This window comes from Streptomyces sp. NPDC042259, assembly GCF_055582085.1.
On record NZ_JBVJDW010000014.1, the window covers coordinates 124,252 to 139,981 of the forward strand.

Genomic DNA, 15,730 nt, shown 5'->3' on the forward strand with positions numbered 1-15,730 from the left:
TTCCCCCCCCCCCCCCTACCCCTCCCCCCTCCTTCCCCCCCCCCCCCCCCCCCCCCCCCCAACACCGCCCCCTGCTGGCGCCCTGCCCGCACCTGCTGGATCGCACCTGTCCCTGCCCGGTGCGCGCACCGGGCAGGGACAGGTGCGCACCGCACCGCCCATGGTGCGGTGCAATGCGCACCGGCGGGAGGCGAGGCGGTTCTGGGCCGTTTCCTTTCTGGCCCTCATGAGGCCGCGGCCGTGGCCAACTGCGCCGCGCGGTGCCGCACGCACACGGTGCGGGTGGGTAGAGCGAGACGCTCACAGGACTGGCCGCCCCAGCCAGCACACGTCAGCTGCTCCGGGGCTTCCAGGTCGCATCCGGTCGGCACGACGTGCGCGCTCTCACGACACTGCGGGCAGAACCCGTCGCGCAGCGCCGCGTCCTCCGTGATGATCCAGCTACCGCAAACGCGGCATACGCCCTGCGGTGTGCTTTCCGGCTCGCGCGGTTGGGGAACCGGCCTCGACATGGCGCCTATGTCACCGTCGTAGCAGCGCCCGGTGGCACTGGTACGGGTGCCGTGCTCCGGGCACAGACCCTGGCCCAGGCGCTGCTGACGCTGCCGCTCTGCCCGCTTGGCAATGAGGGCATCCTGGCAGACCACGCACGGCGCGCCGGTGGACCACATCACGCCGGACTCGCAGTCGAAGTGGCCACAGCCCCACCGGGGAAGCGCAGCACCGAGGAGCCAGCGGCCCGGGTCACGGATCTCCGAGACCAGGACGCCGGCGACACGAACCGTCAGCCGGTGACGCAGACGGCCGGCATCGACGCCGTGGTCCAGCTGGCGGCCGATTTCGCGGCCGATCCTTCGCAGGACCCAGACGCTGTTGATCTGCTGGACCAGCCAGTCAACCGGCTCCAGCACGGCGTGGACCCGGGGGCTGAACGTCAGCTCCGGACCGCCGTATGCCACCCCTTGGGGCTGGGCCGGGCCTGTGCTGCTGCTGGGCCTCGAGGAGGAGTTCTTCTTGCCCGCGCGCAGCGCGAGACCGCCGCTGGCAGCGGGAAACGCTGCTGCAGCGACGCGGTTTTCCACAGCTTCACCCACCTGTACTTCGCCTACGGCGGGCAAGGAAGCCGCACGCTCGTCATCAGGTCGGACAGTCTCGTGGTCTTCCTTAGTCGCGAGCGATCCCTCACCAGAACCAGCACCCGATCCCTCATCAACTCCGGGACTCGTCCCGACCGGGACAGCGTTGGTCCGCGGGTTGTCCACACCGCCGTCGGCTGTACGAGCGGGCTCCGCGTCGTGCTGGCCCGCGGTCACGGGCGGGATCTCGTGCGCGATGTAGTGGTGGCGGCCCTGTGCCCCGGCGCGACGGGCCACTGTCGCCCAGCCAGCCGCCTCCAGTTCGTCGATGACCGTTCCGGCTGCCTCCGCGGTGATCGGCAGGCCGGCCCGCTGGCCGGAGAAGTGGCGCAGGAAGCCGGCGATCTCACCGAGCGCCAGCGGGATCTGCTGCTTTTGGGCGTACATCAGCACGGCATACGCGCGTAGCTGCCGTGGCGTGAGGTCTTCGCAGGCCGCGACGGGCAGCCACACGAACCGCTCGGTTGACGACATCGCCCGCACCCGTCGGCGCGCCGTGGTGCCAGAGCCGCCCGGCAAAGAGCGCCGGACATTCTCGGGCAGCTCCACCACGCCGTCCGGCGCCGGCCGCCGCAACTGGGCCAGCCCCCGCTCGACGGAGGCCTTCGACATGCCCAGGTACGACGCGAGCGTCGCAGCTCCCGCGGTGCAACCTTCCGGCCGGGCCCCGAGGGCCTTGACCTTCATGTAGACGGACAGGGCGACGTCGGCGTAGAACGCGGACTCCACCAGTCGCCACGGCACGCGCACTCGCTGCCGACGCTCGGCGGGCGCACCACCGAGAGTCGCGACCGCGCGCGGAGCACGGCCGCATGCGGCTCCGGCATCCACCGCGCTCACTGTGCCTCCCCAGGAAGAGAGGACGCCGGGCAGAACAGCGTGCAGGGAGACAGCACGGATGCCGGGACGGCATGCCTGTGTGCGATGTCCGCAAGAGCCGTGAGTGATGCCGGGTTGAGGTCTAGGCTGGGCACACTTCTCCTGGCGCAACGGTCAGGTGACGGCCATGGGTCGTTGCGCTGGGTCTGCAGCCCCGCCGGTTTCCGGCGGGGCTGTGGTGTTTTGAGGCTGCTGGCGTTCCTATGGCGCGGTCGGATGGGGGTGTCAGCCATAGAGGTGTGCTGGCGGGCGCCCGTGTGACAGCGAAATCGGAAGTTCTTCGATCGCTGCGTCACCGACGTCCGTCAGGCTGACGCCGGAGAGGTCCCCGGCTCGCCGGCGGCATGCTGGCCGCGGGCGGTCCCTGCCGACCGTGCACCTGGTCACGGCGGGGAAGGCGTCTCCTGGAGCCCCGCCTGCATCAGGCCGGGACAATCCGGGACGGAACGACGTGCCGGACGTGTCGCGCAGCGGCTCAGTGAGCGGCTCAGCGAAGCGATCAGCATGTGACGCGCACCACGGGATGCCCCGTGGGTGGGCGTGCGAAGCTGACAAGTTGGCAGATGGTCGTGCACTATGGAGATGCCTTCCTGCGTGCAGCGGGCATGGCGCGGCCCTTCTCGAAGGACCGTGGGTTCTGGCAGAACCTGAGTTCGAAGAGTCCGAAGCCGGGGGCAACCGGGTCGGACACCTCCTCCACGAGGCGGGCAAGCCTCACGGAGAGCAGACGGGCGTCGGGTCTGGTGATGGGCAAATCACCGGGCCCTACGAGCCCAGGCGGCAGATCAATCCGTAGGTCCTACGGGCGCCGCCCTATTCCCCTACGTCATCTCAACCTCCAGCGCGGAGGGCTGCCCGATCGCGGGCATGGACGTCTTCGGGTTGGCGAGATCAGGACGGAGAGCCGGGAAGCGCGAGGCCGGCTGCAGGTACAGTGGTGCCATTGCAAGAGCCTCCTTACAGGCTCGTTGACCCCCGTGGCCGTCGGAAGCCGCGGGGGTCCTTGATTTTCGGATAGATCAAGGACTCTGCCACCTTATCCCCACCAGGCCGCCCGGCCGAGCCACTTGATGGCCCGGGGTTAACGATGTGTCGATGCGTCAGCGAATGCAGCCTTTTGGCTGAGATGCCCTGACTGGGCGTCGGGCTGGTCGGCGCGGCATGATGTGCTGCATGCCTGCTGCCCCCGCTGACACCGCGCCGAAGAGCTTCGCCCCGCTGGCAAGGCAGCGCGGATACATCGCGGCCATGCGCCAGATCGCCGAGGACAGAGCCCCAGGAGCCCCGGTCCGCGTCTACCTGAGCGTGCCGCCCCTCATTACCGAACGCGACAACTGGGAAGACCGACTCAAAGCCGTGCGAAACCGACTGCCGCACGGCATCGAACTCCTCACCTACACCACCGCGTTCGCCGACGGCCCCGACTACGCCTCTCGCTGGGAAACCTTCGCCGCGGGACTGGACGGCCTGGTCGTCATAGCGCCACAGAAGAAGCCCGGCGGGAAGGTGTACCGCCTCGGCCCAGCCGCCCGCAACGAACTGCGCACCGTGGTCGCAGCCGGCAAACCCGTCCTGCTCTTCGCCCGCTCCTGCGGCCTGGTCCCCGTGGTCGACTGCCAAGCCGGCCGCGTCGGCCCGCCACATCGGCTGCGCACCAAGCTCACCGTGCCCGGAGGCTGGGACACCAAGACGCCGGCCCCCACCCTGCAGGCGGCACTCGCGGCGCTGAGCCCGAACGCGTCCGAGGAGCCCCCGGCCCCTGTGCGTGCTGCTCATCTCCTGAATCCCTTCGCGGGCGCGGTCCGCTGACGCCGGGGGCCCGGTGGGTCGTCACTTCTCGCGGGGCAGGCGTTCCTTCAGCTCGGCGAGCTGCCGGCGCAGCGCCGCCAGCTCCTTAGCCATGCTGTCCATGGCCTCCTGGTTCGCTGCCCGCATGTCGTCGAGCACGGCCTGCAGGGAGTCGATTCCGGCTGAAACGCGCCTGACCGAGTCCTGCGGGCTGCTGGCTGGAGGTCTGTCGCGGACGAAGACGGCCCTTCCCGCCTCCCCGTAGAGCAGGCCGTCGTCCTTGAGGTCCTGCACTGCGCGGCGCACGACTGTGAAGGAGACTCCGTACTCCTTCTGGAGTTCTGGGGTGGAAGGGATCCGCTCGCCGGCCTTCAGCTTCCCGCTGGTGATCTGCTCGAGCAGGTCGCTCTTGACCTGCTCGTACTTCGGCTGTCCGGCGCCCAAGGTGAACCCTTCCATATGCACATGGCCATACGTGGTGGGCATAGTGCAGCACAGCGCCGCAGCCGCTACCAGCTGCACCCCTTGGTGGTTCATGGTGAATCTCCCTTGACAGCCATATGCCTATGGAGCAACCATATGCATATGGAGCTTGGCCGACAAGGCCAGAGCACCTCCCGGAACTGCCCCTCGGAGCCAGCCCGGGTGTGCAGGGACCTGGCCAGGACCAGGTCCCCGCCTCGAAGAAATGCGGAGGGCCACGCACAGACGAGCCCGGAGCAGATCAAGCACCACGAGGCGACCAACGGCCCGGCGACCCCCACGAAAGGGGCGGACCGGTGACCAGCCGGAACTTGAGAACTCCACAGCGGACGACACGAAACAAGCCCCCTTGAAGGGCCTCCCGCGGGCGCCCCGAGCGGCGCCCGTGCCCGGTCCCGTAGCGGGCCGGGCGCAAGAGAAGACCGTGAGCACCAGTGCTCACGGTCCGCCGCACCCGTGCGCGATGCACCCGGGTGCGGTGGGCCGTGGCCACTCGTGACGAGCGGCCAAAAGGACGACGGCCCCGGGATTGCCCCCCAAGGCCGTCGATACAGGAACCCGAAGTGGAGGAACCCGTGATCACAAGCATGGCACGCCCCACGCACACGATGGGCGGCAGCACCGTCCCCGTATCCCGGCCCGCTCACCACCGCCCGGCGGGGCGCCGGACCGTCAACGCCCGCCCGGCCGCGGATGAGCCGACGGCTCGTCTGCACGCCCTGGTCCGGCACCTGGTGAACGACGGTGACGCCCGCGCCAGCCGCGCCGGACGCAGCGCCGCACGGACCCTCCAGGCCATGAAGACACGACTCCCCGCCAGCACGACGGGCGGCGGGGAGTGGTGAACCGCCCGGCCGAACAGCAGTCGGCGGAGGTGCGCAAACTGCACGGACTCGCCCGCCAGGACCGCAAGCGCTACAGCAACCCGCGCACCGCTGCCGCGGCTCGCGAACAGCTGGCAACAACCCGCATGAGCGCCTCCGGCAACAGCGGGTGGCGCGGCCGCAAGGGCGGTTGGTGATGGCCGCCGGCGAACCGGACCAGGCCGTTGCCGACATGCTCGCGGCGCGGCGCAAAGCAGCCTCCGCCCTCCTGGCGACGCAGACTGCCGCCCGCAGGCTCGCCGAAACCCTCGCTCGAACCCGCAGCTGAAGACCGAACGCGCGCAGCCCGCCACGGAAGGCCAACCTCACCCAGGGGCCGCGGTCACCAAACGGTCCGCGCGCTACCCCCGCATCCGGCACCGCTCCGGAAGGCGCGGTGAACGTCGAGGACTTTGATGGACAAAATACCCTTGACGCTGCGCACGATGGAGGGCACGCTCATCGCCACCATCGACGCGCAGCTGACCACAACGCCCGGACTGGTCATCCATCGCGCGCTCGACTCGCCCTTGTGGCGACTGGCCCATCACTCCGGCCAGGGCATCGCCGAGTTCGCATCCGACCGCCACGCAGCCGTGGCCGCCCAGTACCTCGGCGCCCTTGGCGACTGGACCCGCAGCCCCGCAGCGATCCTGGCCCACTCACCCACCCTCCTCCAGGACGTGGGAGTGCTCGTCGCCGACGCCGAGGGCGTGCTGCTGGTCAACCCCGAAGAGACACCCACAACGAATGGAGAAACCCATGGACTGGCGCCATAACGCCGTTTGCCGCGAGGAAGACCCCGAGCTGTTCTTCCCCATCGGCAACACCGGTCCTGCGCTGCTGCAGATCGAGGAAGCCAAGGCCGTCTGCCGCCGCTGCCCCGTGATGGAGCAGTGCCTGCAGTGGGCGCTCGAGTCCGGCCAGGACTCCGGCGTCTGGGGTGGCCTCAGCGAGGATGAGCGCCGGGCGATGAAGCGCCGCGCCGCCCGCAACCGGGCACGCAACGCCACCGCCTGACCCGCCACGCCACCAGCGCTCAGGTCCCGGGCACCACCGCACGAAGCGGCAGGTGCCCGGACCATGGCCACTCGTGAAATCGGCCGACAGCTGCGGGGGTTGGTGTGCCCCACAGACAGACACACCGAACCTCCTGACGAAGGGCAAGCCCTGTGGACCACCCACACCCGCCCGCTCGCCCAGCTGCCTGATCCAGCCGATCAGCGGCGCGCACCGTCGTTGACGCCCACAGCCGCTGACCTACCAGCCCCTCCGCACCACACCGATGGCGCGCCAGCCGGAACGATCCGGCAGGCGCGCCATCGGCCTATGCACAAGGAAGGACGACGGCGTGAGCACGACCCGTCGCAACACCCAGCGGCCGCACAAGGTTGCGGGCGGTACGAAGAAGGGGCGGAAGCGCAACCGAAGCCGCACCCCGCACACCGCCTCCCCAGGCGCGCCCGCCCTCGCCGTTGCCAACGGGGCCGCCACCGTCGGCCACCCGGACCACACTGTCGGGCCCGAGGACACCGGAGCGGACCAGCAGGCACGCACCGCGGCCGACGAAGTCCTGGCCGACGCTGACGTCGGCGCCGCCGCCCTCATCAGCCAGGCACACCGGCTTCGGGCGCAGGCGGCACGCCAGGCCACGCACCACCGCATCACCGCGGCCCGGTTGGCCGATCAGACGAAGGCGTCGGCCGACCGAGAGGCTCACCGAGCCCTTGTCCTCGCAGAGAAGAAGGCGGCCGGCCTCCTCACCACCGCGCAGGAACGCAGCACGGAGATCCTCCGCGACGCGCGGGCCGACGCCGACCGGCTCCTGGCAGCGGCCACGACACAGGCCGCCCAGGCGTACACGGACGGCGAGCGAAAGCACGCCGAGGCCACCTCGGCGGCGGAGAAACTGCTCGCCACGGCCGCCGAACAAGCTGAGCGCGTACACAACGACGCCCGCACCGCCGCAGAGAAGACCCGAGCCGAGGCCACCGCGACCGCCGACCAGCTCCGCGAGGAAGCATCCACCGCGGCCGAGGCAATCACCCAGCGAGCACAGCACGCGGCAGAAACACTCACCAAGGACGCCCAGCGAGCCCTATGCGACGCCCGGGACGAGGCCGAACGCCTTCGCCAGGAAGCCGAGGCACAAGCGGATCGCGTACGCCGGGGCGCCGAAACCGAGGCAACCCGCACCCGACAGGCCGGCGTCAACGAAGCCGAGAAGGCGCGGGCCGATGCCAAGACGCTGCGCGACGACGCCGAACGCGACCGGGCGACCGCTACCGCGGACGCACAGCACCTGCGCGAGCGCGCCGGCAGGGAGCTGCAGGAAGCACAGCGGGCGAGCCAGCAGATCCTGGACGATGCCCGCCGCACGGCCGACCGCCTCCGTGCCGGCGCCAAGCACACCCTCGAGCAGGACGGCCAAGCAGCAAAGGACCTGCTCGCACGCGCCCACGAAGAGGCCGACTCCATCCGTAACCGTGCCCAGCAGGACGCCGACCGGCTGCGCGAGCAGGCCCGCGCCACGGCAGAAGCGGCCGACAAACTGGCCGCGGCGGCCCATGCAGCCAGCGCCGAGGCACAGCAACAGATCGAGCAGGCCACGCTCCTCCAGGCCCAGGCCGACCACGCCATGGCCGAGGCCACCTCCCGCACGGCCCGGCGAGCCCGGCGTCGCGAGGAACGCCAGGAATCGCGTCTGCGGCGCCGCAGAGCACGTTGCCAAGCGCGAACCCAGCAGCGAGAAGCCCTGGGCCTGACCGGTGTTCCCCACCTGTCCCGAGCGGAGTGGCTGCTGCTCACTACCGGCGTGCTGGGGGCCGCAGGGGTCAGCATCCTCGGGCTGCTGTCCTCCTTCACCTCCCTGGCCAACCGCGCCTGGAGCTGGGGCTGGGAGTGGCCCTGGCTCCTGCCGGTCGGCATCGACATGGCCATCCCGTCGTTCACCATCCTGGGCCTGCTGCTGATCCGCACCAACATGAGGCTCAAGTGGGTGCTCTGGGTCCCGCGCGCCCTGACCGGCGCGACCGTCTACCTGAACTGGCAGGCCGCCCACACCCTCCCCGGGCAGATCGGCCACGCCTGCCTCACCCTCCTGTGGGTGGTCTTCAGCGAAATCGGCGGCCACGTGTACGCCACCCGGATCGGCGCGGTGACGGGCAGCCGGATGGACGCCATCCGCCGCTCCCGCTGGATCCTTGCCCCCGTCTCCACCGTGATCATCCGCCGTTTCATGATCCTGTGGGAGGAGACGTCCTATGAGAAGGCGCTCGAGCGCTGGCGCGAGATGATCCTCGCCCGCGCCGAGATGCGCGAGAAGTGGGGCCGCTGGTGGCGCTGGAAAGCTCCCCTGCGCGAGCGCACGCTGCTCAAGATGGGCGAGCTGACGCCCGGGTCCATCTCCACGACGCTCCCCGGCACGAGCACCGAACCCGCGCCCGAGAGCGCCGACACGGAGCCGGCGGGCAAGGCGCTCACTCCCGAGAAGAGCGCGCTTGACGCTCCCCTGCCGGACGCTCATCCTCACGTCGAGGACGCTCACGAGCACGAGCGCGATGGCGCCGCCGACGAGCGCGCTCAGCAGGAGAACGAGCGCTCGAACCCGGGCGAGCGCGCTCATCTCCACGACGCTCCCGAGGACGATCGCGATGACGCCGCCGACGCTCACCCCGACGCCCACGACGGCGAAGACGGTGAGCACCCTGTTGGCGGTGAGCGCGCTCGCTGGTTCGGACGCGGAGTCCGACGCAAGGACCAAGAGGCGCTCATCGAGCGCCGTCACGCTCGGGTACGTGAGCTCTTCACCGAGCTTGAGCGCCGCCCCGAATGGAAAGAGATCCGCGACGCGCTCACCAAAGCCGATCTCTCGCTGAAGCCCGTCTCGCGGCCGACCGCGCAGCGACTGCGCGAAGAGGTCGAGCGGGAGAACCCGGCGCTCGCCGAGCGCTACCCGGCGCGACGCTCGCGCTCACACGTTCCCGAGCCCACCGGCTCCTGAGCCGCGAGCGCGCTCACGCTCACCACCCCACTCCAGGACGCTCAGCACGCCGGGCACCCCACGGCGAGCGCCTGATCACGAGCGCGGCGAAGAACAGCACACACCAGCGAGCGCTGGCGCAACCGCGCCACCCTTCGCCCGCCGCCCTGCTCCATCCCGCCGACCGGTGTCGGCGCTGGCCCCGCACCGCGCGGCTCCGGCGCCGGCCATGGCCGCAGGACCGAAGCCGGGGTCCCGACCCGCTTTCTCAGGGCCTGGCCGGGACCCCTCCCATCACTCCTCCGACTTCAAGGAGCTCCCACAGCATGACGCACACCCACCTCACCTGCCGATCCCCCCACGGGGGTGCTCGCTGATGGCCTTCTTCGGACTGTTCGGCAACGACAAGGAACTGGCCGCCACCGCCTACAAGGACCGCGAATCGGCCAGCGAGAAGGCGGCCCGCAAGCGCCGCGAGGGACACAAGCACAGCGTGCAGGCGATTGACCGCAAGGGCCAGGCGTGGGAGGACGCCGAGCGCGCCCGGCAGGACCACGGCCGGCGCCGCAGCGGCTGGTTCTCCTGACCCAGCCCGCCCGGGGCCGAGGCCGCCGCTCCGGCCCCGGGCACCCGCCCGCTCCTCCAGCTCAGCCCCACATTCCCCTATTTGAGAGGCCACTTCAGCATGCCGTGGCTCCCGCCCCTCCGCCGCACCGCCCCATACCTGACCACCTCGCGCAGCACCTTCGCCGCCACGGCGACGCGCACCCTTCTCCCCGGCCGCGCCCCCCGCACCGTCGGCGCCCAGGCGGCCGCCACGCAGCCGGTCGTCCTGCTCGGCGGTGACGAACTGCGCATACGCGCCCTGCTCCACCAGCTCCTGAACGGGGACAGCCGCTGATGACCACCGGCATCGACTTCACCAAGCCCGGCCCGGCCAACACCGGCGGCCCCGGCTGCTGCCCCACCTGCCCGCTGCGCCCCACCTGCCCCGCGGCCTCGGACGACAGCCCGACGTGCGCCGTGACCGGCAGTACCCCGCCCCCGCCGCCCCCCAGCCACCTCCCCGACGCAGCACCGGCAACTGGGGTTCTCGAGCGCGTGGACTACACCGAGATCACCAGCCGCAGCGCGGAGGCCGCGATCAGCGGCATGTTCGGGTTCGGCTGGACCGATCTGCTCGCCACGGCCATCGAACGCACCAACAAGTGGGACGCGGACGGCAACCCCGTCGACTGGGGCCGCCTGCAGCTCAAACGGAACTTCCTGTGCCTCGCGGTCGCCACGCTGGTCCCCCTCGGAAACCACACGGCCGCCGTGTGGGTGGCCCGGACCATCACTACCTACGGCTTCACCGCGCCCCTGGTGCTTGCGGGCATGGCGCTGGGCGTGGGCGGGGCGCTCTTCATCGGCCAGTACGTCCCCGAATCCCTCGGCTGGATCTGCCGCTTCGGATGGACGACTGGCTCGGCGCTCGCTTCCGGGGTCCTCAAATTCCTGCGGTCCCGCCTGGGCTGGATCGTCACCCGTCCCGCCATCTGGGCTGCCATCGGCGGTCTGCTCATCGTCACCGGACGTCCCATCGTCCGCATCCTCACGGGAGTCTGAGCATGGACATCTTTCATAACAACGCGGCCAACGCGAGCTTCGGCGCCCTGATCTTCGGCGCGATCGGCACCGTCGTGATCGTCGCCGGGTTCAAGTACCGGTTGCTGCGGGACAAGAAGACCCTCATCCTCGTCGCCTTCTTCGTCCTGCTCGTCACCGTCAACAGCGCCGGCATCCTCGGCGAGATCGCCGGAGCCCTCCGCGGCGTCATGAACGTCGGCGGCGAAAAGGCCGTCCAGGGCGTCGCTGGAGCGGTCACCACACCCAACCCGCCCCACACCCAGGTCACCAAGGTCTCCGCCGGCGGCGCCGGCATCGGTCTGTGCGGGATCGCCTGGTACGCCGTGAAGCTATTCGCCGCCAAGGGACGGCCCAGGGACCTCAAGGAGATGTGCCTGGGCACCGGAGTCGCCATCTGCTACGGCACCAGTCTCGGCTTCATGGGCTGGATCGTCGGCGCCACCGTCCTGACCGGCAACAACGTCGGCCTCTACGTCTTCGGCGGCTAAGCAGCCGGCCGTGACGGTCGCTCACAACCCTGCACGCCGCGCCCGGCGGGTTGTGGGTGGCCGCCGCAGACCGGACCAGCCCCATGCAACGGAGGAACTCGTGAGCACCGCCGAAGACCGCCCCACCCGGCGCCCCCAGAGCGAGGTCGCCCCGCATGAGGGCGAGTGGGTGTGGGCCGAGCTGGTCGACGATGACGAGCCCGGCCCCCACCACGACGACGCTCCCGACGGCCCGACCCGCGCCCGCCAGGGCGCACAGCGCGCGGCACACTGTGCCCGGACCGTGATCGGCTTCATCGCCGGACACACCGGGCCTGGGCTCCGCCACGCCTGGGCCCTGACCCTGCACTGGACGAGCGCCGCCTATATGTCGGACGAAGAGCTGCGCCGCCGCCTGGTCAAACGTCACCTCGACGAGTACACACACCAGCTCGACGACGCCAGCGCCGGCGTCCAGCAGGTGAACAAGAAGTTCAAGAAGCTCACGGCGGACGCCGCGGCCTTCGGCCTCGACAGCGCCGAGAAGCAACAGATGCGGGACCTGATGAGCGAGCTCCGACGCCGACGCGCCGGCCTGACCGCCCTGGAAAAGATCCCCTTCGACCCCACACAGGTTCAGCCCACGCCGGAGCAGATCCGACGGGCCCGATCGGTCATGGCCCTCCAGCGCGCGGCCCTCGGCGCCCTCCCCGCCGCCCTCGGTATCAGCGCCCTGGCCGTCACCACCCCGTTCGCTCTCCTCCTCGCGCTCCCGCTCGTGGCGGCGGGCGCCTGGTGGCTGGGCCAGCACCCCGTCGAACTCACCCAGCGCGCCCTGCCCGCAGACCTGATGCACCCCCTGCTCGCACCCCCGGGAACCACCGCCGTCACCAGCGAGGGCCCCACATTCGAGGACGACCTCAAGCCGTACCCGATCGCCCAGGCCACCACACCCGAAGAAGCTGCCGAGGCCCTGCGCCGCGCCATCATCCACGAGGGCGGCGACGTGGAACAGGTCGAACCCGCCCTCAAGGAGCCGTGGGGGTGGTCGGTACGGGTGTCGTTCACCACCGGCAGCCCGGACGACCTCAACAAGGACGAGACCTACAAGGGCCTGATCACGCTGCTGAAGGTGCGCCGCAACGGACTGCTCATCGAGGGCGATCCGGACTTCGGCGACTCCTGCACCGTGCGCATCATCATGCACGACCCCTTCACACCGGACCTGGTGGGCACCGTGCCCTACCGGGCCCCCTTATCCGGCTCGATCACCGACGCCTTCGACTTCGGCGTCGCCATGGACGCCACCCCCCTCACCTTCGCCCTCGCCGGGCTGATGCTGCTGATGGTCGCCGACTCCGGCGGCGCCAAGTCCGGCATCATGCTCGCGATGGCCGAGGCCATCACCTCCACCCGCGACGCCGTCGTGGTCAACCTCGACCCCGTCGGCACCGGCGTCGGCGCCCTGGGCCCCGCCATCACCCTGGACGCCTGCATGGACGACGACCTCATCTGCGCCGTCCTGGAATTCTTCCTCACCCTCTGCTCCGCCCGCGCCCGGCAGCGCGCCGCCTACCGGTGGGGCAACAAATGGCGCGTCAGCCCCGAACACCCAGCCTTCTGCCTGTTCATCGACGAGTGGCCCCAGCTGTCCGCCAAGGCCAAGGCCCTCCTGATCCGCCTGCTGCTCCTCGGCCGCAAGGAAGCGATCTGGGTCTTCGGCGGCTCCCAATTCGGCACGAAGGACTACCTCGGGGAGGCCATCGGCCCGAAACTGTCGGCGAAGATGCTCGGCGCCTGCCGCCGCGTGGACATCACCGAACTCCTCGGCGGCGGCGCGCTCGCCGAGGGCTACCGCGCCGACCTGATCCGCGCGGCCACCCACACCGAACGCAACGACGCCGGACAGATCTACGCCCAGGGCCTGCCCGGCATGCCCGACCGCCCGGTGCGCTACCAGGTCCGCGAGATCCTGCCCGACTACGCGGCCATGGTCGGCGACGAACGGGCTGCGGCCGGCCTGCCTGACGTGACCCGCACCCTCACCGAAGCCGGCCTGCTCGACGACTGGCTGGAGCTCCAGGCTGCCTGCGCCACCGGAACTGTTGCTGACGCCGGAGGTGGCGAAGGAGTGGAGGGGGACAATGCCCCGGCCATCCTGCTCGCCATCGCGGAGGCGTTCATCCGGGAGAGCGAGCCGCCGTACCTGACCATGGACCAGGTCAACGCCCACCTCCGCAAGGACGACCCGACGCGGTGGGGACGCTGGGACGACCGGGACGACCGCGGCCGGCTCCGGGAACTGGGCAAGGCGCTGAGCCGCGAGCTGCGCAACGCGAAGGTGGAGTTGTCCTCCGAACGCATCACCGAGCTCGACGGACAGCCGCGTGGCTACTACCTCGAGGCCGTCCGGCAGGCCCTGGAGAACCTGTCCTGACCGACGCCGTCATTGGCCCCGCTTATTGGCGGGGCATTGGCGTTGATCGGCTCTGCACAGCCGATCAACGCCAATGCCCCGCCGATCGAAAAACCATTGCTGACCTGCGGAAACCGAACCGTCCAATCACCAGCTACCACTCCCCTTCCACGACGGCTTTCCCCCTCGGGAACCGCGTGAACGGGGGGCGACAGCCATTGACCAGGAAGACGATCACGCGCAGATGCCTGTACCGGTGTCCGTGTGCCGGACCACGAGCCCGGTCGTCCACGCCCTCGGCGCCGTCGAGAAGGAAGCCAACGGGCACCGCCAGGCGCTCCACGGCGGACACCCCCCGACGACCAGATTGCCGGCGAGGTCGACCGGCGTGGCCGCTGGCACGCCGACCTCGCTGGCATAGCCACCGTCCACGCCCGGCTGTCCGACACCTTCGCCGGCCTCCGCGATCCCGGCGGCATGGGCGCCCGGTTGTGGGCCGACGCCGCGGCCTGGCTCACCATCACCGCCGGTTAGGGTGAGCCACCGCCGCCGTCCTCCAGCCGTGACACCCAACCCCTGGGGCAACCGAGGCCCGGCATCCGGCTGCCGACTGCTTCGAGCGCGCGATGCCGTCGGGCCGTTCCCCAACCCCGCCGACTTCCCGGCAACCCGGTGGCCCTGCGCGAAGAAGCGCCGACTCACCTTGTGCCCAACGCTCGCAGGCAGAGAGGAGAATTCACCTCCCCACCCCGGGTCGGCGGCATGTTGACAAGCATTGATCACTGGACCGCTGTGGCGCCAGCGGTAAGCCGCAGAGGGTGAATTCACCCCCCAGCTCGGCTGTGAATACCCGGCCCGCCTTCCCCGGAGAGGAGAACTTACCTCCCCTACCGGATACCCAGAAAAGTGCGGAAGAGCAGGCGTGCCGACGCACGATAGGTTTCACCGAGGCCGGCCATCAACCTGCGATTTGGCACCGGTGAGGCAGGCTGGCTGTCACCGGATCGGAGCGCTGCCTTTTGCCAACGGCCTGGTCGGCAGGCCAGTCGCTTGCCGGATTCGGCGGACTGGAGCTGCGCCGTCCACGGGATGCGCGGGTATTCGCCAGGGTTGCTTTGGCTGTATACGCGAGAACGGGAGTCGTTTCGACGCGGCTTCGGGAGTCACTGCGCTCCCTCTTACCATGATCAATGTCGATGAGTTCGGGAGTCACTACGGCCTTCCCCGCGGGCCGAGTGTGGCCGTCGCTCACCGCTGGCCGGAGGACAAGTGACGGGTGTGAGTAGTTGGGGTTCCGGTGAGAACGATCTTCCGCAGCGGAGGACCCCGGCGATCACGCCGAGTCCTCCGCTGACTCAGAACCAGAGCCTGGCCGGTCCCCTTCGGGGGCTTCGAGGGCAATGATCGTGTCGAGCCGGATCGCCACAGCGCCTCCTCCGGCGAGTGGCCAGGTCACATAGGTGACGCTGGGAACGGGTGACTCGGTGAGCGACTCCAGCCGTCCGGTGTGCTCCTCCAGGCTGTGCCCCTTGGTGAGCACGACCGCTTCGCGTTCCTGGGCGCCGATGGCATAGCGGACGATCATCTGCGGCGGAACGAAGTCGGGGTCGTAGAACAAGGCAGGTTCCTTCCTTCTTGGAGGGGTTGAAAACGGGCTCTCAGGTACTGGAAAGGCGCCGCTCCAGCTTGCCCCCTACTCACACTCGGGTGACTCCCCAAGTCGTGAACACCGACTTCGCGGCCTTCGCGGCGACTCCCGTTCTCGTGACGAAACGACGTCACAACTCGCGTACATAGCCAGTTGCTTTTCAGGTTGCTTCTCAGGTCGCGTTTCAGGTTGTGCGTCAGGTTGCCTTTCAGGTTGCTTTTCAGGTTGCTTCCACAAGGTCACGCGGCTAGGTCAAAGTTCCAGGTCAGACAGGTGATGGAGCTAGGAAAATCCTGCCGACTACTTCTCTGTGACCACCGTGTCAGCGGAGGAACGGAAGAGCTTGGGAGGAGAAACGAAGAGCTGAGGGGAGAACAGTGGAGAGTAGACAGGGCCATGGGAAGTTCGGAGCCTGGGAGAGATGAAGATGAGGGAGGGT

At 69.8% G+C, this 15,730-nt stretch carries 15 protein-coding genes; 11 read left to right on the plus strand and 4 right to left on the minus strand.

Annotated elements, in window-relative coordinates; all coding sequences use genetic code 11:
* Nucleotides 1–224: 224 nt before the first annotated feature.
* The gene (locus tag ACZ6MA_RS29900) at nucleotides 225–1,976 is read right to left on the minus strand and encodes a hypothetical protein (RefSeq protein WP_469437561.1); all 1,752 of its coding nucleotides are present in this window, start codon (nucleotides 1,974–1,976) and stop codon (nucleotides 225–227) included.
* 860 nt (nucleotides 1,977–2,836) lie between these two features.
* On the minus strand, nucleotides 2,837–2,959 hold the full coding sequence (locus tag ACZ6MA_RS29905; protein WP_362217288.1) for a hypothetical protein: 123 nt from the start codon (nucleotides 2,957–2,959) through the stop codon (nucleotides 2,837–2,839).
* 229 nt (nucleotides 2,960–3,188) lie between these two features.
* Here ACZ6MA_RS29905 and ACZ6MA_RS29910 point away from each other — a divergent pair, with 229 nt between their 5' ends.
* The gene (locus ACZ6MA_RS29910) at nucleotides 3,189–3,824 is read left to right on the plus strand and encodes a hypothetical protein (protein WP_469437563.1); all 636 of its coding nucleotides are present in this window, start codon (nucleotides 3,189–3,191) and stop codon (nucleotides 3,822–3,824) included.
* Nucleotides 3,825–3,845: 21 nt separating this feature from the next.
* Here ACZ6MA_RS29910 and ACZ6MA_RS29915 read toward each other — a convergent pair whose 3' ends face one another.
* Nucleotides 3,846–4,340: a GntR family transcriptional regulator gene (locus ACZ6MA_RS29915; RefSeq protein ID WP_469437565.1), complete on the minus strand. Its 495-nt coding sequence runs from the start codon at nucleotides 4,338–4,340 to the stop codon at nucleotides 3,846–3,848.
* Between the two features lie 533 nt (nucleotides 4,341–4,873).
* On the opposite strand from ACZ6MA_RS29915, the gene ACZ6MA_RS29920 reads away from it, so the two are divergent.
* The 10 genes from ACZ6MA_RS29920 to ACZ6MA_RS29965 all read left to right on the plus strand — a co-directional run bounded on the left by ACZ6MA_RS29920 (nucleotide 4,874) and on the right by ACZ6MA_RS29965 (nucleotide 13,664).
* Nucleotides 4,874–5,131 (plus strand): hypothetical protein, encoded by a 258-nt coding sequence (locus ACZ6MA_RS29920; protein ID WP_469437566.1) that lies wholly within the window; start codon nucleotides 4,874–4,876, stop codon nucleotides 5,129–5,131.
* Nucleotides 5,125–5,307 (plus strand): hypothetical protein, encoded by a 183-nt coding sequence (locus tag ACZ6MA_RS29925; protein WP_469437568.1) that lies wholly within the window; start codon nucleotides 5,125–5,127, stop codon nucleotides 5,305–5,307. The genes ACZ6MA_RS29920 and ACZ6MA_RS29925 overlap by 7 nt, the downstream gene beginning before the upstream one ends.
* 258 nt (nucleotides 5,308–5,565) lie before the next feature.
* On the plus strand, nucleotides 5,566–5,928 hold the full coding sequence (locus ACZ6MA_RS29930) for a hypothetical protein (RefSeq protein WP_469437569.1): 363 nt from the start codon (nucleotides 5,566–5,568) through the stop codon (nucleotides 5,926–5,928).
* On the plus strand, nucleotides 5,912–6,169 hold the full coding sequence (locus tag ACZ6MA_RS29935; protein ID WP_004937597.1) for a WhiB family transcriptional regulator: 258 nt from the start codon (nucleotides 5,912–5,914) through the stop codon (nucleotides 6,167–6,169). The genes ACZ6MA_RS29930 and ACZ6MA_RS29935 overlap by 17 nt, the downstream gene beginning before the upstream one ends.
* Before the next feature lie 331 nt (nucleotides 6,170–6,500).
* Complete coding sequence (locus tag ACZ6MA_RS29940) at nucleotides 6,501–9,152, plus strand: DUF2637 domain-containing protein (RefSeq protein WP_469437570.1); 2,652 nt, start codon at nucleotides 6,501–6,503, stop codon at nucleotides 9,150–9,152.
* A 355-nt stretch (nucleotides 9,153–9,507) separates the two neighbouring features.
* A complete protein-coding gene (locus ACZ6MA_RS29945) occupies nucleotides 9,508–9,717 on the plus strand; it encodes a hypothetical protein (protein WP_362217310.1) in 210 nt (69 codons plus the stop codon).
* An 81-nt stretch (nucleotides 9,718–9,798) separates the two neighbouring features.
* Nucleotides 9,799–10,032: a hypothetical protein gene (locus ACZ6MA_RS29950; protein WP_469437572.1), complete on the plus strand. Its 234-nt coding sequence runs from the start codon at nucleotides 9,799–9,801 to the stop codon at nucleotides 10,030–10,032.
* Complete coding sequence (locus ACZ6MA_RS29955; protein ID WP_469437574.1) at nucleotides 10,032–10,739, plus strand: hypothetical protein; 708 nt, start codon at nucleotides 10,032–10,034, stop codon at nucleotides 10,737–10,739. The genes ACZ6MA_RS29950 and ACZ6MA_RS29955 overlap by 1 nt, the downstream gene beginning before the upstream one ends.
* Nucleotides 10,740–10,741: 2 nt before the next feature.
* The gene (locus ACZ6MA_RS29960) at nucleotides 10,742–11,248 is read left to right on the plus strand and encodes a hypothetical protein (protein WP_362217319.1); all 507 of its coding nucleotides are present in this window, start codon (nucleotides 10,742–10,744) and stop codon (nucleotides 11,246–11,248) included.
* Nucleotides 11,249–11,348: 100 nt separating this feature from the next.
* The gene (locus tag ACZ6MA_RS29965) at nucleotides 11,349–13,664 is read left to right on the plus strand and encodes a hypothetical protein (RefSeq protein ID WP_469437576.1); all 2,316 of its coding nucleotides are present in this window, start codon (nucleotides 11,349–11,351) and stop codon (nucleotides 13,662–13,664) included.
* Between the two features lie 1,312 nt (nucleotides 13,665–14,976).
* Here ACZ6MA_RS29965 and ACZ6MA_RS29970 read toward each other — a convergent pair.
* Nucleotides 14,977–15,261, minus strand: coding sequence for a hypothetical protein (locus tag ACZ6MA_RS29970; RefSeq protein ID WP_469437578.1), 285 nt, complete (start codon nucleotides 15,259–15,261; stop codon nucleotides 14,977–14,979).
* Nucleotides 15,262–15,730 lie beyond the last annotated feature (469 nt).